At 41.9% G+C, this 19,898-nt stretch carries 21 protein-coding genes and 1 pseudogene; 9 read left to right on the top strand and 13 right to left on the bottom strand.

The features are described 5' to 3' along the window. Positions 1 to 83: 83 nt before the first annotated feature. Positions 84 to 1,154 (top strand): C45 family autoproteolytic acyltransferase/hydolase, encoded by a 1,071-nt coding sequence (locus WN59_RS06335; protein WP_046514525.1) that lies wholly within the window; start codon positions 84 to 86, stop codon positions 1,152 to 1,154. A gap of 30 nt (positions 1,155 to 1,184) precedes the next feature. Here the strand turns inward: WN59_RS06335 and WN59_RS06340 are convergent, their stop codons facing one another. Beyond that, entirely contained in the window at positions 1,185 to 1,931 is a 747-nt protein-coding gene (locus WN59_RS06340) for a sulfite exporter TauE/SafE family protein (protein WP_046514530.1), read from the bottom strand. A 372-nt stretch (positions 1,932 to 2,303) separates the two neighbouring features. Here WN59_RS06340 and WN59_RS06345 point away from each other — a divergent pair, with 372 nt between their 5' ends. After that, positions 2,304 to 3,017 (top strand): aggregation-promoting factor C-terminal-like domain-containing protein, encoded by a 714-nt coding sequence (locus WN59_RS06345; protein ID WP_046514534.1) that lies wholly within the window; start codon positions 2,304 to 2,306, stop codon positions 3,015 to 3,017. 311 nt (positions 3,018 to 3,328) lie between these two features. Continuing rightward, positions 3,329 to 4,078 carry an aggregation-promoting factor C-terminal-like domain-containing protein gene (locus tag WN59_RS06350; protein ID WP_046514538.1) on the top strand — a complete coding sequence of 250 codons (750 nt, stop codon included), beginning with the start codon at positions 3,329 to 3,331 and terminating at the stop codon, positions 4,076 to 4,078. Positions 4,079 to 4,159: 81 nt separating this feature from the next. Here WN59_RS06350 and WN59_RS06355 read toward each other — a convergent pair whose 3' ends face one another. Continuing rightward, a complete protein-coding gene (locus WN59_RS06355) occupies positions 4,160 to 4,582 on the bottom strand; it encodes a universal stress protein (protein ID WP_046514541.1) in 423 nt (140 codons plus the stop codon). Between the two features lie 195 nt (positions 4,583 to 4,777). On the opposite strand from WN59_RS06355, the gene WN59_RS06360 reads away from it, so the two are divergent. The 4 genes from WN59_RS06360 to WN59_RS06375 all read left to right on the top strand — a co-directional run bounded on the left by WN59_RS06360 (position 4,778) and on the right by WN59_RS06375 (position 8,058). Next, on the top strand, positions 4,778 to 5,404 hold the full coding sequence (locus tag WN59_RS06360; RefSeq protein ID WP_046514545.1) for an NAD(P)H-binding protein: 627 nt from the start codon (positions 4,778 to 4,780) through the stop codon (positions 5,402 to 5,404). A gap of 34 nt (positions 5,405 to 5,438) precedes the next feature. Then, the gene (locus tag WN59_RS06365) at positions 5,439 to 7,061 is read left to right on the top strand and encodes an FMN-binding glutamate synthase family protein (RefSeq protein WP_046514549.1); all 1,623 of its coding nucleotides are present in this window, start codon (positions 5,439 to 5,441) and stop codon (positions 7,059 to 7,061) included. 167 nt (positions 7,062 to 7,228) lie between these two features. Further along, the gene (locus WN59_RS06370; protein WP_052747315.1) at positions 7,229 to 7,672 is read left to right on the top strand and encodes a LytTR family DNA-binding domain-containing protein; all 444 of its coding nucleotides are present in this window, start codon (positions 7,229 to 7,231) and stop codon (positions 7,670 to 7,672) included. Further along, the gene (locus tag WN59_RS06375; protein ID WP_046514551.1) at positions 7,669 to 8,058 is read left to right on the top strand and encodes a DUF3021 family protein; all 390 of its coding nucleotides are present in this window, start codon (positions 7,669 to 7,671) and stop codon (positions 8,056 to 8,058) included. The genes WN59_RS06370 and WN59_RS06375 overlap by 4 nt, the downstream gene beginning before the upstream one ends. A gap of 96 nt (positions 8,059 to 8,154) precedes the next feature. Here WN59_RS06375 and WN59_RS06380 read toward each other — a convergent pair whose 3' ends face one another. The 5 genes and pseudogenes from WN59_RS06380 to WN59_RS06405 form a co-directional block, all read right to left on the bottom strand. After that, positions 8,155 to 9,858, bottom strand: coding sequence for an ABC-ATPase domain-containing protein (locus WN59_RS06380; protein WP_046514555.1), 1,704 nt, complete (start codon positions 9,856 to 9,858; stop codon positions 8,155 to 8,157). 151 nt (positions 9,859 to 10,009) lie between these two features. Next, the gene (locus tag WN59_RS06385) at positions 10,010 to 10,336 is read right to left on the bottom strand and encodes a branched-chain amino acid transporter permease (RefSeq protein WP_046514558.1); all 327 of its coding nucleotides are present in this window, start codon (positions 10,334 to 10,336) and stop codon (positions 10,010 to 10,012) included. Between the two features lies 1 nt (position 10,337). Continuing rightward, a complete protein-coding gene (locus tag WN59_RS06390) occupies positions 10,338 to 11,045 on the bottom strand; it encodes an AzlC family ABC transporter permease (RefSeq protein ID WP_046514562.1) in 708 nt (235 codons plus the stop codon). Between the two features lie 22 nt (positions 11,046 to 11,067). Next, positions 11,068 to 11,622, bottom strand: coding sequence for a helix-turn-helix domain-containing protein (locus tag WN59_RS06395; protein WP_046514566.1), 555 nt, complete (start codon positions 11,620 to 11,622; stop codon positions 11,068 to 11,070). 225 nt (positions 11,623 to 11,847) lie between these two features. After that, a pseudogene (locus WN59_RS06405) lies at positions 11,848 to 12,816 on the bottom strand (virulence RhuM family protein). A 360-nt stretch (positions 12,817 to 13,176) separates the two neighbouring features. Between WN59_RS06405 and WN59_RS06410 the strand changes: the two are divergent. After that, entirely contained in the window at positions 13,177 to 14,328 is a 1,152-nt protein-coding gene (locus WN59_RS06410) for an alcohol dehydrogenase catalytic domain-containing protein (RefSeq protein ID WP_046514572.1), read from the top strand. 532 nt (positions 14,329 to 14,860) lie between these two features. Here the strand turns inward: WN59_RS06410 and WN59_RS06415 are convergent. The 5 genes from WN59_RS06415 to rlmH all read right to left on the bottom strand — a co-directional run bounded on the left by WN59_RS06415 (position 14,861) and on the right by rlmH (position 18,221). Then, the gene (locus WN59_RS06415) at positions 14,861 to 15,622 is read right to left on the bottom strand and encodes a hypothetical protein (protein WP_046514575.1); all 762 of its coding nucleotides are present in this window, start codon (positions 15,620 to 15,622) and stop codon (positions 14,861 to 14,863) included. A gap of 48 nt (positions 15,623 to 15,670) precedes the next feature. Continuing rightward, positions 15,671 to 16,285, bottom strand: a complete 615-nt coding sequence (locus WN59_RS13950; RefSeq protein ID WP_046514579.1) for an ABC-2 transporter permease — start codon at positions 16,283 to 16,285, stop codon at positions 15,671 to 15,673. Then, complete coding sequence (locus WN59_RS06425) at positions 16,272 to 17,129, bottom strand: ABC transporter ATP-binding protein (RefSeq protein WP_046514582.1); 858 nt, start codon at positions 17,127 to 17,129, stop codon at positions 16,272 to 16,274. The genes WN59_RS13950 and WN59_RS06425 overlap by 14 nt, the downstream gene beginning before the upstream one ends. Positions 17,130 to 17,134: 5 nt before the next feature. Continuing rightward, positions 17,135 to 17,506: a GntR family transcriptional regulator gene (locus tag WN59_RS06430; protein ID WP_046514585.1), complete on the bottom strand. Its 372-nt coding sequence runs from the start codon at positions 17,504 to 17,506 to the stop codon at positions 17,135 to 17,137. A 235-nt stretch (positions 17,507 to 17,741) separates the two neighbouring features. Continuing rightward, positions 17,742 to 18,221, bottom strand: coding sequence for a 23S rRNA (pseudouridine(1915)-N(3))-methyltransferase RlmH (gene rlmH, locus WN59_RS06435; protein ID WP_046514589.1), 480 nt, complete (start codon positions 18,219 to 18,221; stop codon positions 17,742 to 17,744). 98 nt (positions 18,222 to 18,319) lie between these two features. Between rlmH and WN59_RS06440 the strand changes: the two genes are divergently transcribed. After that, complete coding sequence (locus WN59_RS06440; RefSeq protein ID WP_046514593.1) at positions 18,320 to 18,958, top strand: hypothetical protein; 639 nt, start codon at positions 18,320 to 18,322, stop codon at positions 18,956 to 18,958. Positions 18,959 to 19,105: 147 nt separating this feature from the next. Here WN59_RS06440 and WN59_RS06445 read toward each other — a convergent pair whose 3' ends face one another. After that, on the bottom strand, positions 19,106 to 19,894 hold the full coding sequence (locus WN59_RS06445) for an MBL fold metallo-hydrolase (protein ID WP_156172402.1): 789 nt from the start codon (positions 19,892 to 19,894) through the stop codon (positions 19,106 to 19,108). Positions 19,895 to 19,898 lie beyond the last annotated feature (4 nt).

Genomic DNA, 19,898 nt, shown 5'->3' on the forward strand with positions numbered 1-19,898 from the left:
GCCAGGGGCAGCTTCATTATTCATGAGGACTGCCTCTGGTTTTTCTACAGTATTATAAAGATGAACCATGGAGGTAGAATACAATGAAGCAATTTTACAGTGATATCATTCAGTTCAGGGGTACCCATTATGATTTTGGTTATTACCAGGGTGAGATCTTGAGGGACAGCCCGATTCTGCCCAATCGTGAAAAACAATGGGGACCGAAAAGGGACAGGCATTTCATGATCGACCCGGAAAGGTATTTGAAAATCATAACTGAGATCGCTCCCGCCATCCTCGATGAAATTCACGGTCTTGCCGATGCACTCGATATGGACATGGAAAAGGTATTCCGTTCATTTGGCGGATACTACCTGGAATTCAAGCGGAGCGGCTGTTCCATTTTCACAGATTCAGACTACATGGTGCGCAATTACGACAGCCATCCGCGGGCGTATGAAGGCCGTTATGTATTCTATGCCCCGAGTGATGGGGGCTATGCCTTTATCGCACCCTCCATGCAGATTACGGGACGGATAGATGGCATGAATGAAAAAGGATTGGTGACGGGGTATAACTTCACCCACAGCAAGATGGCGGGCGATGGCTTCATGTGCAGCATGATTGCCCGGCTCATACTGGAGACATGTGCAGACGTAAAAGAGGCCATTTCTTTATTGGAAAACATCCCCCACCGGCACTCGTTCAGCTATGTCCTCCTGGATACGGGTGGAGAAACCTACGTCGTCGAAGCTTCGCCGAGAAAAGTTGCAGTCAGGCAGTCCAATGTATGCACGAATCATTTTCATATACTCAATGAAGAAAACCGCTACCGCCAGGAAGAGACAAGACGCAGGGAGCAGACGATACAGACCCGGCAGCAGGGTTCCACGAATGCCTACCAGGCATTTAAAGTGATGAACAGTCCCGCGGAAGGTGTGTTCTCAGAAAAATACGATGCAGCAGCCGGAACGATACACACCTCCGTATACCTCCCCGGGGAACTGAAGGCGTGGTTTGTCATCGGACCCGACAGGGCGCCGGTCATTTTCGACTTCGCCAAATGGCTCCGTGGAGACAATGTCAACGTTACACGGATAAAAGGAATGCTCCGGTATGACCGTCCATTTGTGAACATGGAGATGCCCAGCTCAAAAAAGGACCGGCATTAGGCAAAACCGGCCCTTCCACATATTTCATATTTAACGGATAAAGAGGAGGACTGCGAAGAAGATGATAGCGATGATCAGAATCCTCTGCAGCAGTTTATCAGGCAGAACACTCGCGTACTTGCCACCCATGAAACCGCCGATGGCAGAACCTGCGGATAACGCCGCGGCAAACTTCCAATTGACCAGGTCATTGGCTATGAAGACGAAGGTCGAAACGGATATGTAGATTGTGACAACCATAGTCTTTATGCCGTGCATGTCCGCCATCGGTATCCTCGGCACCAGTACCAGCAGTGTGAGAATGATGAAGAATCCGACACCCGCCTGCAGGGCCCCGCCGTATATACCGATGAGTATGAATGCCAAAAACAACAGCACCAGTGACACTTTCGGATTGATTTTGCCTTCTATGTAACGCTGGGGTTTGATGATGAGCAATATCACGAATATGATCATAAATGTTGCGAGCAGCGTATCGAATGTACCGTGTGCAATATTGACTGCAATTTCAGCACCATATATCGAAGCGATTGTTGCCGGTATTGCAAGCAGCAGGCCCAGCCGCCAGTTCAGGTGGCCTTTTTTCTGAAACTGATACAGAGCAAACACATTCTGGACCATGATCGCGATTCTGTTCGTCCCATTTGCAACATTCGACGGCAGTCCGAAGAATATCAACAACGGCAGCGTCAGCATCGAGCCGCCGGCTGATACGATGTTGACGAAACCGACAATGACGCCGACAAACAATACAGCAATGACCGGCAGTATTTCCATAGGATCCCCTCATTCTATCTGTTTACTATCATCATACTGATACCCCGGTTTCAATTCCACCAGCTTCAATTTTAATTCCTCTCTCGGAAATTAACAAATTTTCAGGTTTTATACATATAAAAGACACAAAACAGCCTGCACATATCAAAATTTTCAGAAATAATACAGAAATAATACAGGAATATCTCAACATTACATAAGTAACCGTGTTTTGTAACTTCTTTATTATTAGGCTGTAACACACTATGTATTTTTTTATGATATATTGTTCACTGTCTTGAAAAAAGTAAAGCTTAAACGTGTTCTTGCACATCACGATATAAAAAACAATAACTATTATATAAAGTACAATTACTGGAGGAAGTAAAAGTTATGAAGAAAACTGTCTTGACTACAACACTTGCATTAGGTTTGGGAGTAACTGCTGTCGCAGCAGATCAGAACGCTGAAGCATCAGAAATCAATAAGGATGAGCTTGCACAGATGGCTCAGTCCAATTCAAGCGAATTGAATAACGCGCCAATCCATGAAGGGGAGTACAGCTACAACTTCACGGTTGACGGCGTTAACTATAACTTCGAATCCGATGGCTATTACTACACATGGTCTTATGGCGGCTATAGTAATGAACTACCACAAAATGAAACTGCTCAAACAGAGCAGGTAGAAGAAGCGCCACAGGTGACTGAAGAAGTACAGCAGGAAGAACAGACTCAGGAAGCACCTCAGGTGACTGAAGAAGCGCCACAGGTTGAAGAAAACTATGAAGCGCCTGCTCAGCAGACTGAAGACGTACAGGCAGCTGCACCTGCAGAAAGCACACAATCAACTGGCGGCTCCACTAAGGAACAATTCCTTAATGCCGGTGGTACAGAAGCTATGTGGCAAAGCATCGTTATGCCTGAATCAACAGGTAACCCGAACGCTGTAAGCCCGAATGGCTACAAAGGCCTTGGCCAGACTAAACAATCATGGGGAACAGGCTCTGTCCAGGAACAGACTGAAGGTATGCTTAACTACGCAAAAGAGCGTTATGGTTCAGTCGACGCTGCCATCCAATTCCGTGAAGCGAATAACTGGTGGTAAGATCTTAACCAGCTGATATAAACCCGTATTATCCGGATCCCGGATCGTACGGGTTTTTTCTTAATCCAAAAATATGGATACATCTGCCACTTAAAACAATTTTCAGAAATAATACAGCAGTTTACCAATATTACACACCTTTACAGCCCATGCCGGTGAATGTAATTGCATTATTATTTGAGTGTAACCTGCAGAGGATTTATGTGTGATATATTAGGCACTGTCTTGAAAAACAAGGCTTATGAAGTGTACAGCTTATAACGGTTAAAACATCCAAGATCAGTATAGATTATCTGGAGGAATTAAAGTTTATGAAGAAAACAATCTTAACTACGACACTGGCATTAGGCTTGGGAGTAACTGGTGTCGCGGCAGATCAGAATGCAGAAGCATCGGAAATCAATAAAGACGAGCTTGCACAGATGGCTCAGTCCGAATCAAACGAATTGAATAATGCGCCGATCCATGAAGGGGAGTACAGCTACAACTTCACGATTGACGGCGTTAACTATAATTTCGAATCTGACGGCACTTACTATGTATGGTCCTATGGTGGCTACGATGCTGAACTGCCACAGAATGAAGCAGCTGAAACAGAGCAGACACAGGAAGCACCACAGGTAACTGAAGAAAATACAGAACAGGCTCAACAGCCTGCCGAGAACACTGGGCAGCAGGAAAATGCACCGCAGGTAACTGAGGAAAATGCGGAACAAGCAGAACAGCCTGCCGAGAGCACACAACAGCAAACTGAAGATGTCCAGGCAGCTGCACCTGCAGAAAATACCCAGTCATCTGAATCAGCCGGCGGCTCCACTAAGGAACAATTCCTTAATGCCGGCGGTACAGAAGCTATGTGGCAAAACATCGTAATGCCTGAATCAAGCGGTGACCCGAATGCAGTCAATGAACTGGGCTACCAAGGCCTGGGTCAGACTAAAGAATCATGGGGCACTGGCTCTGTTGAGGAACAGACAGAAGGCATGATCAACTATGCTCAAGAGCGTTATGGTTCAGTTGAAGAAGCCATCCAATTCCGTGAAGCGAATAACTGGTGGTAAGATCTTGACCAGCTGAAATAATAAACCCTGTATTGCCCGGTTTTCCCGGGCAATACAGGGTTTTTTTATTACATAAATCTATTATTTGATGATCATTACAGGTGTATTCACCCGTTTGGCGATTTTATGTGTCACATGGCCAAGCACATGTTTAATTTCTCTTTTCGAACGTCTGTTACTCATCAGGACGATGTCGTATTCGTTTTCCTTGATCTCTTTCAGCAGTTCTGTAATTACACGACCTGCCTCGAAGCGCACTTCATAATTCAAGCCCCGTTCATCAAGTTTGTCCGTGAACGGTTTAAGCTTGTCGGCTCTTTCTTTGGTAATTCCGCTGAAAGATTTACCATTGAATCTGACATCACCGGACATCTCGCCATCTGTAACAATATTAAGAACGGTGATTACAGCCTCGTCATTGTTTTCCGTCAGTTTTACCAGCTGGTCAGGCACGTTGTCGAACGTATTCGTAAAATCATAAGGCAGCAGAATCTTCTTATACATATATACACATCCTTTTCTTCCTGATGGATAAAGGGCTCAGCCTCTTATACAAAAGTATTTCCGTTAGCATAGCAGATTCCGGCTGCTTTGGATACAAATTTCTGCACGTTAATGCCTGGTTTCCCCACGCAGGGTTTCAACCAGACTGAATAGGGAAACAGAGGATATAAATGTATCAGATGGAGGGGGGATTGGATGAAGGTATTTGTTTTTGGCGGCAGTGAAGGTGTCGGGGAGCATGTTTTCAAGCGGCTTGCTGCAGAAGGTCATGAAACCGTGACTGTTGCGGAAACTGACAACAGAGCTGAAGCACTGAGAATGCTTGGGGCAACTGATGTAATCGTTTCGAAAAAGAATAAAAATTTCACCGGAGGAATCGGCGGCTCCGATGCGATCATCTACATTGCCGGGTCCAGTTTCGGTGCAGGGGAAGACCAGGAAATACTGGTTGATTACGAAGCAGTGGTAAAATCACTTGAAGAAGCGCAGCGTCAGGAAACCGGACGAGTCGTTTACTTAAGCCCTGTGCGCACGGATGAATCAGAGGAATCCAAAGAAACCGGCGGAAAGTATAAAGCCGAAGATTGGATCAGGAAAAGCGAACTGATATACACAATCATCCGAACGGCAAAGAAAGTCAGCAAGCCAGGAAAAGGGACGATAAAAGCAGCAGAAACGATTGCTGAAGATGATGACGAGATTCCGCATGAAGATGTGGCTGCGGTTCTTGTTGCTGCAATCGACAATCAGAATACATTCAGGAAATCCTTCGACATAACCGAAGGAAGATCTTCGATAAAAGATGCACTGGATTCACTCTGAAATACAATAATGACAGAACTGAAAGGTGGTTCTCATGGGGAAAATTTCAAAATATCTGCCGTCAGCCATTATGAGTACTTCGGTGGCGGCGCCGCTTGCTTATATTGCCTATATCTACCGAAAGGACGACCGTCAGAAACAGCATGCGATTCTGCGTAACTTTCCACTGCTTGGACGTGTACGGTACATGGCGGAACATGTCGGGCCGGAACTGAGACAGTACCTGTTCTCGGACGACAATGAAGGAAAGCCCTTTTCAAGACTTCAGTACCAGGACGTGGTGAAAGCCGGGAAATACAATGAACGGCTGCTGGGTTTCGGTTCCAACCGCGTTTTCGAGGAAGAGGGCTATTATATACGGAACAGTCTGTTCCCGAAACTTGCCACTGAAATGAGGGTCGACAATACAGAGAAAACAAATTCGTATAAATATCTCGTGGATAATGAAGGTCTGTTTTCCCGCAAAGAACACCGCGAGGAAGCGCAGATCGATCCGTATTTTCTACGGGATGAAGATGCGGTTGTACTCGGGGAAGGAAAATGTCGCGAGCCGTTCCATGTCAAAGGTCAGGTGGGAATGTCTGCGATGAGCTATGGTGCCCTTGGGGAACGGGCGATTACAGCGCTGTCAAAAGGACTTGCTGCTGCCGGCGGCACATGGATGAATACCGGGGAAGGCGGAATATCCGATCACCATCTGGCCGGTAATGCCGATCTGATCATGCAGATCGGACCGGGATTGTTTGGCGTCCGGACACTTTCCGGCGAATTCTCGTGGGAGGCATTCAGGGAAAAATCTGAAATGGAACAGGTGAAGGCCTTCGAGGTCAAACTTGCCCAGGGTGCCAAAACCCGTGGCGGCCATCTTGAGGGACAGAAAGTCACTGAAGAAATCGCTAAAATACGGTTGATTGAACCCGGTAAGACAGTCAACAGCCCGAACCGTTTCGTCGACTATGATTCTTTTTCGTCATTATTCGATTTTATCGAAGAACTGCGGGAAGTCGGCGAAAAACCGGTGGGGATGAAAATAGTGGTCGGAGATGTTGAAAAACTTGATGAAATGGTGAAGTACATGAGAGATTCCGGCAAAGGACCGGACTTCATCACGATCGACGGCAGTGAAGGCGGGACAGGCGCCACTTATCAGGAACTTGCGGATTCTGTCGGCCTGCCGGTTATGACAGCTCTGCCAATCGTGGATGAACTGCTCCGACAGTATGATATCAGGGACCGCGTCAAATTGATCGCCTCCGGCAAGCTGATCACTCCGGACAAAGCAGCAATCGCGCTAGGCATGGGGGCGGATCTCATCAATATCGCCCGTGGTTTTATGATCAGCGTGGGCTGCATCATGGCTGAAGTATGCCATACGAATACTTGCCCTGTTGGAGTAGCAACGACAGACCCCGAGCTCCAGAGCGGTTTAATAGTGGATGAAAAGCTTTACAGGGTCACCAACTATGTGACATCACTCCGTGCCGGTCTGTTCAATGTTGCCGCAGCCGCCGGTGTCGATTCGCCGACAAAACTGGAACGGAAACACCTGGCCTACAAAGATGACCGTGGCCGTGTGTCATCTGTGGGCAGCATGTTGCACGAAGTCCAGCAGGCCGAAGTGGGACAGAAAGATGTGGATTCACTTCCGGATAAATAGCTTGGTTCTATATAAGAACACTTAAACCTTGTCACCCTTTGACAAGGTTTTTTGAACGATACAAAATCACCGGTTGCGATGGATCACAGACCACTTGCGGAAAAACCACCCACTGGATAATTGATTCGTTATATACTGTAAAAAACAACTCAGAGGGGAGGCTGATTATGAATACCGAATTGATTATTGACGAACAGTTAAATGATGATGAGGTCAAAATCCACACTAAAACTGCAACAACCGGTGCACGGATCTTATCTTATATAGATCACTTTACGACGGATAAGGAGAATTTGATCATCCGCTCGGAGGAAGAGTTTCTGATGATACAGAAGTCCGATGTCATCTGTGCAGAAGTACGGGATAAGACGTTGACAGTCTACACGAAGACGGACCGGATCGTGACCTCAAAAAGTTTGAGTGCTTTTATGGAGGAAATGAAATCTGAAACGTTTTTGAAAGTGTCAAAAGCAGAAATGTTAAACACCCAGATGATCGACCGTGTAGAGCCTTCATTTTCAGGGAATTTAATTGCACGTATGAAAAACGGTAGGAAAGTCAGCATTTCAAGACGCTACGTTTCAAAACTGAAGGAAAGGCTGGGAATATGATGTTACAGAATCTATTGAAAAGTCTCGCTCTATCAATAGGTATCGGGAGCTTTATCTATCTATTGAATGGTGTAGCCGGTCCGCTTAACGAAATTCAGCCGAAAGAAATCATCTCCGTATGGATCGCCTCTGCCCTCATAGGTGTTGCATCTACGTTGTACTACACAAAAATATCAGAGTCACTCGTTGCAGTAATCCAGTTTGCTGTAGGTATTACAGCATTTACAGCCGTTGCCTTGTTGAACGGATGGATAACAGTCGATCCTGCGGATATTCTCTTCTATGCCGGTGCAATATTTGTCATCATGCTCATCATCTTCTTCGCATTCTATTTTCTCTCTCTGCTCGACAGTAGAAAAATCAATGACAAATTGAAAGAGAAGTAGCATATCAACAAAGCACTCTCCGATCAGATTCGGAGAGTGCTTCTAACTGTATGATTATTCAATTATATGTGAGTGCGATCAGCAGATATCGATGCATCATCTTATACTGAATCCGCGGTAACGGTTGAGCGCACCCATGAATTCCTGTTTCCTCGGCAGTGCCATATTACCGGGATGGCCGGAGTGGGGTGAAATGGCATCCATGCCGTTCTTATCTATATGGTCATATATTCGGTCCGCTGCCTGGGATAATGTCAGTCTGTCATCCAGTACTTCATTTTTCAGATAGTCTATCATCACAGAGATGCAATTGGTCTGGCTGTCGTCGACAAGCTGTTCCAGGCCAGCGATTTCGATCGGTTCCCTGCCGTACATGATGACAGTCCGGCCTTTTGCTTTCAGCCTGGCATCTTTGCCTGACTTCCGGAACCCGGATTTCAAAGGGATTCTCGGTGTAATGTCGCCGAATATGCTGTCTGACATATTTTCTTTCCGATGGACGTCAGTATCGGCAATTTCTTTGGCAGCACCGGTTACATCCTTCAGTCTGTATTCATCCATCATCAGGACACGGTCGGCGACATCGAAATAATCGCCGGATCCCCCGACAATCAGTATTGTTGAAACACCCTTGTCATCGTACAGAGGTTTCACTTTCTCCGAGAACGGCGTGATGGGCTCCTTGTCCGGTGCAATGAGTTTCTGCATGCGGGCATCCCGGATCATGAAGTTGGTCGCTGAAGTATCTTCATCAATCAGCATAAGCCGGGAACCTGATTCCAGCGCCTCCATCACATTTGCTGCCTGGGATGTGCTGCCGCTCGCATTTTCTGTCGAAAACTTAATGGTATCTTTCTTTGCCGGCAGATTATTAATGAATGTGCTGATGTTCACCTTTTCAATATTACGGCCGTCCTCAGCCCGGATTTTCGAAGCATTGCTCCTTACGATGACCAGCTCGCGGCCATCGCCCGGGATATGGTTGTAGACGCCGCGTTCCAAGGCCTGGAGCAGGGTGGATTTGCCATGATAGCCGCCGCCGACGATGAGGGTGATTCCTTCGGCAAGCCCCATACCTGAGACTGTCTGCCCGCTTGGAAGGCTGATTTCGATTTTGAGATTGTCAGGGCTTGAAAATGGAACGGCATCTTTCATAGGTTTATCCGACACACCGCTGTGGCGGGGGAGGATCGCATCATCGGCAACAAATGCGACAAGACTCCTCTGCTCCAGTTCCCTGCGTATATGCACCTGGTCCAGCATGAGAGCCACCTGCTCCTTAAGCCCTTCCTGATCAAGGTTTTGGTAGAGCAGTGCATCATCGGCAATTTCGGGGAGTATGCCGGTCATGATGCCGGCTGCCGCTTTGCCCAGGATCTTCCGGCCTGCAGCCGGCAGACCGACTTCGAATCGTACCTCCAGTTCATTTTCATCAATGACAACAGATGTTCGCTCCAAAATTTCCTGGCCGGGACGGTCAATCAGTATTTTGATGTTTTTACTGTTCGTTTTAGCGGCATTCTTCTGCTTTTGAATGCTTTCTCCAAATGCACGCGTCAAAAAGTCTGCCACTGCCGTGATTTTATCCTTTGTATCCAGCAAATCCGCTGGAATTCCTGCTGTTTCACGGTTCATGATGACCCGCATCTTGGATGGCGGGGCATATGGGTCGACCTGTATATGATCAATCGCCAGTTTGAAACGTTTGAACTGGTAAATACCCTTCAACTGCTTGTAGGCACCGTATTTCTGTCCGTCCAATTTATTCAGTACAGCTTCAAGTTGTTTAGCGTCCTTCATACATATGCTCCTTCTGGAAAGTATGTGTTTACGATACATATACAAGTTTAACAATGGAGCCGGCTGAATTATAGGGATGTGTTTCGATCATTCATGGAGGAGGAATGGAAACAGCACCATTCTTGTACGAATTTCCCATCGAGGTTCTTTATCAGAAAACAAACTGTATCAGAATCATATAGCAAAGTGTGCCGCCCGCTATTGAAATCAGCATGTTTTTCTTCCAGTAGTGCAGAATGACGATCAATCCGACTGCAAGAAGCTCGGGTAAAAAACTTTCGAAACTCGTAAAGGAAACATTCCGTAAAGCATAGACGACAAGGAGGCCAAATACTGCAGGGGGGAGTACATAACCCAGATATTTGATATACTGCGGCGTCTCTTTATCCCGGGAGAAGATAAGAAACGGCAAAAATCTTGTGATCATTGTTCCAGCTACAACCACGACGATAATGAGAATCTGCTGTGTTACCGACATCTCAGGAAATCACCTCCCGTTTTTCCAGTATTTTTTTAATGGAGGATAATGCAAGCAGTATTAGTATCATGGCCGGTATGATGAAATTGTCCGGGCCGAATAAAACCAGGCATAAAACCGATGCAGTAATACCGATAACTGAACTCACATGATAACGTTCCTTCATCCACTGATCCAAAAATATGACGACAAAAAGTGCAACCATGACGAATTCAAGCCCGTCGGTGTTAAATGAAATTGCCGAACTGAAAAGGCTGCCGAGTGTTGTGCCGCCCACCCAGTAGATCTGGTTGAGAAACGTGACGTAAAACATGAACCAGCCCTTGTTTATGTATGAAGGCACATCTGTCGTGCTGTTTATGACGAATGATTCATCGCACATGCCGTATATCAAATAAGGCTTTTTCCTCCCTGAGCCTTTGAATTTATCCAACATGGCAATGCCGTAAAAAAGGTGCCTCGCATTAATCATCAAAGTCAGGAAAAACGCACTCAGCGGACTGAATGGCCCCAGAAGCAGGCTTCCGGCTACAAATTCCATGGAACCTGCGAAAATGAATATGCTCATCAATATTGCGTATGCCGGCCCGAATCCTAAAGAGTTCATATAAATACCGTAGGATATACCGAGGAACATGAAACCTGCAAGTATCGGTATTGTTTTAGGAAAGGCGTATTTTAATGTGGCAATATGGTTATCAAATGACATTGGAAACACCTCCATTGTGAAACTATTTTTTGTAGAATAGTATGTCTTTAAACTGAACTGTACCCTCACCGGCATTTTTGTAGATATGTGGCTGATTGCCGTCGAAAATGACTGCATCATCTCTGTTCAGCATGATTGACTGCTCGTCTATAACCATTTCCAGGGTGCCGGAATTCACAAAAATATGTTCTTCCACTTCAGGGCCATGCGGTTCTGCCACATGCGTTTCTCCCTCTGTCAATTCAACTGAGAATACTTCAAAATGCCTCTCCGGTGAAAAGGGGACAATATTCCTCACCCTGTAATTCTGGTCGTTTTCAGTGATCAGCACACCCTCATCTTTTCTAACCACTTGCACTTCTCCCTTTTGGTCATAAATCAATGATGAGAACGAAACTTTGAATCCAGTGGCAATTTTCCAGACAGTAGTAATCGTCGGTACCGAATCACCGCGTTCAATCTGTGCAAGCATGCCTTTGCTGACACCGGTTATTTCAGAAGTTTTATCCAGGCTGAGTCCCCGTTCCTGCCGTAATGATTGGAGATTGCTGCTGATATTATTAGATATGTTTTCCATCTTAACTCCTTTCTTAAATTTAATTTCATCGTTGTTATCAATATAGCATACATAAGTATTTTATAGCATACAAAAAACTCCTTAAAATAATAATTACTTTAAGGAATTCGTTTAAGTTACCGGAGGTGTCCGCCAGACTAATATTCATTTCAGCTGATTTGTATTGAAATTTAATAAAAACTCCATCATTTATGATGGCTCTCGCCGCATCAGTCTGCATACGGTTTATTTTATATCATCTTCTTTTATAAACTCGAGAAAATCGTCACTTTGTTCATTCATAATACGATTTTCATTAAACTCATCATACTCTTTTAAAGCCAAGGCATCTGCAATTTCTTTTTTTATATTCCCTGCATTTTCGAGAATTTCCCTATCATTAAATTTTAAAAATGCATCCAGTTTTTCTTTCCAATCACTCATATACATCGGCTGTTTTCTCTCAGCCTGATCTTCTGCATAATCCAGATACATCGTTACGATCCTATTCATTGATTTAATCTCTGATTCATTTAAATAGTTTTTCGCAACTGTTACATCACTTCTACGAACTTTATCACCTTTGTAAGTCTGCAACCCCATATTATCTTTTGACGCATCCACTCTCGCATTTATTAACTCTGTTGCGGTCATTCCGTGAATGGCGTAATGTAATTTATTTTGTACCGTGGCAAAAAATTCTCTGGTTAGTGATGACTGAGAGTCCTAATCAATTGATGTAGCATAAATATCTGTGATCTTTAAATAAAATCTCTTCTCTGATACACGAATATCACGAATTCGTTCTAACAGTTCATCAAAATAATCAGAACCAATATTACGCATTTCCTTCAATCTATCATCATTCATTGTAAAGCCTTTTACAAGATATTCATTCAGACGGTTAGTTACCCATTGCCTGAATTGGGTACCCCGATGAGATCCTACACGGTAACCTACAGCAATGATTACCTCAAGGTTATAAAAATTAGTCTGCCGGGCAATCTCTCTGTTACCTTCGGTTTGAACTATTCGGTTTTTCCGAAGAGTTGCAAATTCAGTAAGTTCTCCGTCATCATAAATATTTTTAATATGCTCATTGATGGTCGGCAGACCTTTTTGGTAAAGTTCTGCTATTGATTTTTGAGTCATCCAAACTGTCTCATCTTCTAAACGTACGTCTATCTTAGTTTCTCCATCTTCAGTCTGGTACATTAAAAAGTTTATATTGCTCAATTTCAAACCACCTTATAATGGATTTATAATTGTATATTTTACCACAAAACGGAACTGACGTTCTTATATTTATATCTCTTTTAAAATTACATATGAAGGTCGAATTTCGTGTAAAGCTTATTTATGATAGCTCTCTATGTATCGGCTAATGATACGATTTTATGAATATTAAAAAATTCTTTAACTTTATTATGTTGCAGTCTTTAATAAATTATTCACTATTCTACTAAAGCAGCCTCAAATTTGAAGATATTTATATTCTTTAAAAAATAACGTATTATTACACTGTGTTTATAAGGTGTTACGGATGGGTAAACTTACTCAAGGAGGATGATATTAATGAAAGCAGTTACTTATCAAGGTCATAAAAATATGGAAGTTCGAGAAGTGAATGATCCAACAATAGAAGAATCAACAGACGCAATTATAAAAATAACAGCTTCAGGTATATGTGGTTCTGATTTACATCTTTATCATCAGGGCGATTTATTTATGGATTCTGATTTTGTTATTGGACATGAGCCAATGGGAATTGTAGAAGAAGTAGGAAAAGAGGTTAAAACCTTAAAAAAGGGAGATAGAGTAGTTATACCTTTTAACATAGGTTGTGGCGATTGTTTCTATTGTAATAATGAAATGGAGTCTCAGTGTGATAATTCTAATCCATCACCGGCAAGTTGGAAAATGAATAATGGTGGACTCTTCGGTTTTGGTGGCATGCACGGAAACTATTGGGGAGGTCAAGCAGAGTATTTAAGAGTGCCATTTGCCGATTTTTCCTCTTTCAAAGTTCCAGATAGTGATTTGAAAGACGAACAAGTATTATTTTTATCTGATGTGGTCCCAACAGCTTATTGGAGTGTTGAACATGCAGGCGTAAAATCTGGAGATACCGTTATTGTTCTCGGTTGTGGTCCAATCGGTTTAATGGCACAAAAATTTGCTAAATTAAAAGGCGCTGAACGTGTTATTGCCATTGACAATGTAGAACATAGATTAAACCATGCCAAAAAATCCAATGGCGCTGAAGTATATAATTTTTCTAAAGAAGATAATATAGGAAAATTACTTCATGAAAGCACACGCGGTGGTGCAGATGTCGTTATAGATTGTGTTGGAATGGATGGCCAAGTTGCTCAAGATGATTTAGAGATAAGTTCAAATTCAGCGCAACGAGGTAATATTAGTCCCATTATTACAGCAGCTGAATCAGTAAGAAAATTTGGAACGATTCAATTAACTGGTATTTACGGTACACCTGCAGACAATTTTCCAATAGATTTAATTTTCAATAGAGATGTCCAAGTAAAAAGTGGACAAGCGCCAGTTATTCATCAAATGCCAAAATTATATGAAATGATTAAAAATGAGGTTTTTGATCCAACAGAAATTATAACGCATACAATGCCTTTAGAAGAAGCAAGTCAAGCTTATGATATTTTTGATCAGAAAAAAGATAACAATATTAAAGTCATTTTAAAACCGCAATGATAACTATATAAATACAAAAGAAGTATAAACGTAACTTCTTGATTAAATGAAGAAAGCCCATTTCTCTTGAAATAATATAGAAATGGGCTTTCTTATATTATTTTAATACTATGAATGAGAGTTTTTTCTGTTTTATATTTAGACTCCCGAGAGAACAAAAGAAGATAAGGAATACTAGTTAAAGTTGCCTTATAAGAAATTAGATCCAACAATACTGAGTTATTATACGTAAGGCAACCAATAAACAAATTTATAAAAACTCATTTAATAGCTATTTCAATTTAATAAACAATTTCTTAGAATGATTAAAAATCTCATCAACGATGATATGCTTCTGCGTACCGGTCTACGATGCGGTTTTTTGATTAGTTAGAATGGTGATTTTAGAACCTTTCTTTCACCTTAACACACGAGCCCATCACTGTATTATATCTTCATATGCAATTCCACACTTAACACTGTATTTTGAAGGGAACCAAGCTAAAATTGAAATATTTGAGAACAGAACAATATTATTGCAATACTTTGATGATTATTTTCCTCGCGAAAATGCTGCGTAAAAACACAATACTGCAAGTCCTACTTTTCCTTCATCTGTTTCAAGCTTTTCTTCTATAATAAATAACCGTTCAGAAAATCGCTTGAAACGTTCAGTGATTTCAACAGGTACATTGAACGAATTAATTTTCACTATATTTTCAATTTCTAATTCTCCAAATAAAACATCTGAATTGGTTTCATACCTGTCGCCATTCACTTCAATAATCACATGAAATTTGAATAACGACTTGAAGAAATTTTGTCTGATTGTACCTATTTTATGTCCAGATTCGTTGAGTATAAATATTTTCTTATTAAAAAAACCTCGAACATCCAGTGTCATTAAATGACCATTTTCACTTTCAATATAATGTTTGAATGGGAGAAAGTTGATTAATGGTTCCAGATATTTTAACCAAGATTGACCGGGAAAAAGTCTGCCAACCATATTTCCGTATTCATTATAAATAATCAGCTGATTGATGGCATGTACCTCAGGATGTATAAGAAATCGTTTGAATGGCATAATATCCGTATACTCTGTTACATTTTCCGAGTCATCCGAATTTTTGGTTCCATATGCTTTATAAAACAACAAACCAGAGATGCCAAAGAGAACTGCAGCAAACAAAAATTGAAATATGATTTCTTGCAGTGGCTCTCCTCGATTCCACATGAACACTGTTATACTTAAAATTAAAAGTGCCAATAATGAAATCCCAAGTGCACTTAGTAGAAATTGTCTTGAAATCATCTATTTAACACCTCTTCATACTGATCCATCCCCTTTATACTGTTTATTTTAAAAATCCTTGTTTTTATAAATACTGTAAGTGAGGACCCATGAACCAAAATATATGACGAGAACAGATAATAACAATGCAGAAAAGAGTAAAGCATTGCTGACGGAGCTGTTTAGGAACAGATTGCCGAATTCAATCATCTGCTCTGAAAAAGTACTCAATAATCCAACGCTCAGCACAAATGCAACAATGATGATTGTTGCTATGTTGCCTTGCTTGAATATTTGGAACAGCGGATAGGTGAAAGCAGCAATAATGAGAAAGAATGATATACCTATCACAATGTCTAAAAGTGAAAACGACTTATTAAATAGTACAAGTATCAGACTGACCAGTATCACAGATACGAACGTATATACCAAAGTGCCGAGGTAACGATATAATGTGATTTCCAATCGAGTATATGGAAGTGAATTCAACAATTTGTCTGAATTTACCTGTTCATCATACGCCAATGCATTGTATGGTATATACAATGCAGCTAGAGTATATATCAGAGAAGGGGATGATAATGAATATACAAAAATTAAAATGAAAGGAATATACAGCCAGAGTAACCTTTTCTGTAATATCAGATCTCTTCTCAATAGATAAATCACATTAATCAGCTCCATTCAAAAAATACATTATTTCTTCCAAAGAAATGTTATCTATCGACACTTCATCACCAAATACCTCATAAATGACTTTGGGATTCTGCGTCATCGCTTCAAAATACTCACCTTTATAATTTATATAGTCAAATTCATCTTCAGTATCTCTGTCAATCAGTGAACGATCACCTTTGACCAATGCAAATTCATTTTGTAATGAATTGATTGAATGGTTGAATATGATTTCCCCATCTTTAATAAAGACAATATAATCAGCAATTTTTTCAAGGTCCGAAGTTATATGTGTAGAAAAGAATATGGTTTTATTTTCATTCATCATTATTTCCTGAAGTATATTCAGGAGTTCCTTTCTGAAAACAGGATCAAGACCGGCTGTGGGCTCATCCATGATAAGCAGTTCAGGATTGTGAGACAGGGCAAGCACAAGAGAAGCTTTCATACGCATGCCTTTTGAAAAATATTTTATCGGCTGATTCAACGGTAAATCAAATGTTTCGATATAATGCTGAAATGCTTTCTTGTCCCAATTTTTATATGCCGGTGCAACGATTTTGTGTAAATCTCTTAAATTCAAGCCCTCATAGTATATATTGTCATCGTACACAAACCCTATTTTCTGTTTTATGTCTTTTTCATCATTATTATGGTTCATCTCGAATATATTTACCTCACCTGAATCCGGTTTGACCAGATTCATGATCATTTTTATCGTAGTTGATTTTCCTGAACCATTCGCTCCGACAAAGCCTGTGATATACCCTTTGTTGATGTTTAAATCAATATTTTTGATAGAGAATCCGGAATATTCCTTGCTTATATTTTCGAATTCGATGACTTTATCCATTGTACTCACTCCCTATAAAAAATTTTTAGCATTTCCTGCAATTCTTCCAAACTGATACCGATTTCCTTGCTGTTTGAAACCACGGCCTGAAGCTGTTCTTCGACAGCCTGCATTTTCTTCTCCTTGATCAGTGCGATATTATTTTCTGAAACGAAAGAACCCTTGCCGACGATTGAATAAATGAAACTTTCTTTTTCTAGTTCGTCATAAGCTCTTTTGACAGTGATGACACTGACACCAAGATCGTGTGCGAGTTTTCTCATCGAAGGCAGATTTTCACCATCTTTTAACTCATCTGACAAAATAAAAGATTTGATCTGCTCGTAAATTTGGTTGTAAAAAGGTTCTTTGGAGCTGTTTGATAATAGGATTCTCATACATATGACCTCAGTAAATTTCACTTTTTATTATATTGTTACCATACATTATATACAATGATAACATTTATTTCAATAAAATTTTAAGGTTCCATCTTTTCTTACCTCAATGTTATTTATATAAGCCCGCATCAATAAGCATCTTATGCGAGGAGTTTTACAATTTAAAAACTATAAAACAAACAAGTAAACCGCATTGCAGAGAGATAGTAATCGTATCAGTCTGCAATGCGGTTTATTTATGGTAATTCTCATTCCTGATGATCTTATTCACCCTGAAAATCTGTTCGAGCAGCATGACTTTCATCATCTGATGGGGGTAGGTAAGGGAGCCGAAGCTGATTTCCTGGTTGGATCTCTGCTTTACGCTGTCTCCTATGCCGTTGCTGCCGCCGATGATGAATACGATGTCGCTTTTTCCTGTATTCATCCATTTCTGATATTCTTCGGCGAGTCTTTCACTGGTGTATGCTTTGCCCCTGATTTCGAGTGTGACGACGTGCTGTGTGTCTTTGATTTTGGCGAGGATTTTCCGGGCTTCTTTTTCCTTTATGATTTCTATATCTTTATCCCCGGCGTTGTTGGGTTCTTTTTCATCCGGTATTTCAATCAGTTCGAGTTTGGCATACCCGCTGATGCGCTTTTTATACTCTTCAACCGCCTGTTGCCAATACTTCTCTTTCAATTTCCCCACTGTGATTACAATGATTTTCATACTGTTTCATCCTTTCGTCCCATTTGTAATATCTTGACTGTTCGTGTGAATTGTTAAATAATTAAGATAACGTCCAAAATATGTAAAGGAGTGTTCCTATGCCGAGTCTTGCGTATAGTATACTTAAATTTCATGAATTAAACGACCTTAACAAGATGATAGATTTCGCCTTCAACAATGATGAGGAAATGGACTTCAATGTGATTGAGAGGATCCCTGACGGCCTGGATATCCACGCCGCGCCTTATCAGGATGCTGCGATTGCCTCTTATTATAATACACTCGATGATGATGGAAAGAAAAAGCTGGTCGAGGATCTCGAGGCCAGTGAGTTTGTCGATCTTGATGAAATTTTAAGCGAGGCGGCTGTGCAGGAGCAGGAACAGATCCTTGTTGCTGAGGAGCGTATTGACCTGGGCGAAAAATACTATAAAAATCTGATTGAATTCGGCGTGCCGGATGCTTATGAGTGGACGAAAATACACTGGGGCATGAAAGGGTATGCGATGAATACCAGTGTGGATGAGGATAAGCATGAGATCAGCTTCATGACGGCCGGCAAGGGGGTACGCGCCCTGATGTATAAACTTTACGAGAAGGCGGGCATTCCTTTCGTCTACCGGTACACTGACAATGAATTCAATGAATACGGGGAAATTGTATTCAGTGAGAATGGCATCAGCGAAAATGATGTGGACGGGTCCTGGGTCAAAGAGACGTTTTCTGATAAACAGTAAAAAAGAGGGGTACATCTGATTGTGATGTACCCCTCTCTGTTTTTGTATCTGTTTTCCACTTTTCCACCGGTTGTACACAACTGTACCGGAGTTATCCACGTTATTGTAACGTTATCCACACATTTTTGTATATAAACTGTGGATAACTCATACTGTGTATATCTTCGTCGGTGCTGCCTTGTCTGTATCGCACAGCATTATTTCGTCTTTTGTATCGATATCATACTGGTTGAGAACCTGTTCCACACTCATCTTTGCCAGCTCTTTGATATTATTGTCGAGACTCAGATGACTGAGGTAGATCCGTTTGGTGCGGGGGGTTATGACGTCACGCATCGCATGTGCGGCGTCTTCATTGGAGACGTGCCCGACGTCTGAAAGTATCCGCTGCTTCGTCACCCACGGATACCTTCCCATGCGCAGCATGTCGACATCATGGTTGCTTTCGAAGACGAAGCAGTCGCTGTCTTTGATGATGCCTTTCATATGGTCGGAAACGTACCCCGTATCGGTGATGACCGATATCTTCTTATCGTCGCGTGCAAATGTGTAGAACTGTGGATCCACTGCATCATGGGAGACGCTGAATGAATTGACGTCCATGCCCACGATCTCTTTCTCTTCAAGCGGATTGAAATGGAACTTCTGCCCGGGATTGATTTCAATCCCTTTTTTCTCTATCTGTCTCCATGTATTTTCATTCGCAAAAATAGGGATGTCATACCGTTTGGCGGTCACTTTCAGCCCTTTGATATGGTCCGAATGCTCATGTGTGATAAGTATCGCATCTATGTTACTCAATGAAGTACCCAACGTATTCAGTGCTTCCTCTATCTTCTTACATGAAAGTCCGACATCTATGAGCAGGCTGCCTTTTTCTGTTTCGATGTACGTGCTGTTCCCTGTGGAACCGCTGGCCAACACGCTCATTTTCATTGCT

The sequence above is a fragment of the Salinicoccus sediminis genome (genome assembly GCF_000986795.1).
Lineage (GTDB): Bacteria > Bacillota > Bacilli > Staphylococcales > Salinicoccaceae > Salinicoccus > Salinicoccus sediminis.

What these genes read in the sequence shown, in the direction of transcription:
- WN59_RS06335 (WP_046514525.1), top strand. Translation starts at nt 84, where the DNA reads ATGAAGCAATTTTACAGTGATATCATTCAGTTCAGGGGTACCCATTAT.
- WN59_RS06340 (WP_046514530.1), bottom strand. Translation starts at nt 1,931, where the DNA reads ATGGAAATACTGCCGGTCATTGCTGTATTGTTTGTCGGCGTCATTGTC.
- WN59_RS06345 (WP_046514534.1), top strand. Translation starts at nt 2,304, where the DNA reads ATGAAGAAAACTGTCTTGACTACAACACTTGCATTAGGTTTGGGAGTA.
- WN59_RS06350 (WP_046514538.1), top strand. Translation starts at nt 3,329, where the DNA reads ATGAAGAAAACAATCTTAACTACGACACTGGCATTAGGCTTGGGAGTA.
- WN59_RS06355 (WP_046514541.1), bottom strand. Translation starts at nt 4,582, where the DNA reads ATGTATAAGAAGATTCTGCTGCCTTATGATTTTACGAATACGTTCGAC.
- WN59_RS06360 (WP_046514545.1), top strand. Translation starts at nt 4,778, where the DNA reads ATGAAGGTATTTGTTTTTGGCGGCAGTGAAGGTGTCGGGGAGCATGTT.
- WN59_RS06365 (WP_046514549.1), top strand. Translation starts at nt 5,439, where the DNA reads ATGGGGAAAATTTCAAAATATCTGCCGTCAGCCATTATGAGTACTTCG.
- WN59_RS06370 (WP_052747315.1), top strand. Translation starts at nt 7,229, where the DNA reads ATGAATACCGAATTGATTATTGACGAACAGTTAAATGATGATGAGGTC.
- WN59_RS06375 (WP_046514551.1), top strand. Translation starts at nt 7,669, where the DNA reads ATGATGTTACAGAATCTATTGAAAAGTCTCGCTCTATCAATAGGTATC.
- WN59_RS06380 (WP_046514555.1), bottom strand. Translation starts at nt 9,858, where the DNA reads ATGAAGGACGCTAAACAACTTGAAGCTGTACTGAATAAATTGGACGGA.
- WN59_RS06385 (WP_046514558.1), bottom strand. Translation starts at nt 10,336, where the DNA reads ATGTCGGTAACACAGCAGATTCTCATTATCGTCGTGGTTGTAGCTGGA.
- WN59_RS06390 (WP_046514562.1), bottom strand. Translation starts at nt 11,045, where the DNA reads ATGTCATTTGATAACCATATTGCCACATTAAAATACGCCTTTCCTAAA.
- WN59_RS06395 (WP_046514566.1), bottom strand. Translation starts at nt 11,622, where the DNA reads ATGGAAAACATATCTAATAATATCAGCAGCAATCTCCAATCATTACGG.
- WN59_RS06410 (WP_046514572.1), top strand. Translation starts at nt 13,177, where the DNA reads ATGAAAGCAGTTACTTATCAAGGTCATAAAAATATGGAAGTTCGAGAA.
- WN59_RS06415 (WP_046514575.1), bottom strand. Translation starts at nt 15,622, where the DNA reads ATGATTTCAAGACAATTTCTACTAAGTGCACTTGGGATTTCATTATTG.
- WN59_RS13950 (WP_046514579.1), bottom strand. Translation starts at nt 16,285, where the DNA reads ATGGAGCTGATTAATGTGATTTATCTATTGAGAAGAGATCTGATATTA.
- WN59_RS06425 (WP_046514582.1), bottom strand. Translation starts at nt 17,129, where the DNA reads ATGGATAAAGTCATCGAATTCGAAAATATAAGCAAGGAATATTCCGGA.
- WN59_RS06430 (WP_046514585.1), bottom strand. Translation starts at nt 17,506, where the DNA reads ATGAGAATCCTATTATCAAACAGCTCCAAAGAACCTTTTTACAACCAA.
- rlmH (WP_046514589.1), bottom strand. Translation starts at nt 18,221, where the DNA reads ATGAAAATCATTGTAATCACAGTGGGGAAATTGAAAGAGAAGTATTGG.
- WN59_RS06440 (WP_046514593.1), top strand. Translation starts at nt 18,320, where the DNA reads ATGCCGAGTCTTGCGTATAGTATACTTAAATTTCATGAATTAAACGAC.
- WN59_RS06445 (WP_156172402.1), bottom strand. Translation starts at nt 19,894, where the DNA reads ATGAAAATGAGCGTGTTGGCCAGCGGTTCCACAGGGAACAGCACGTAC.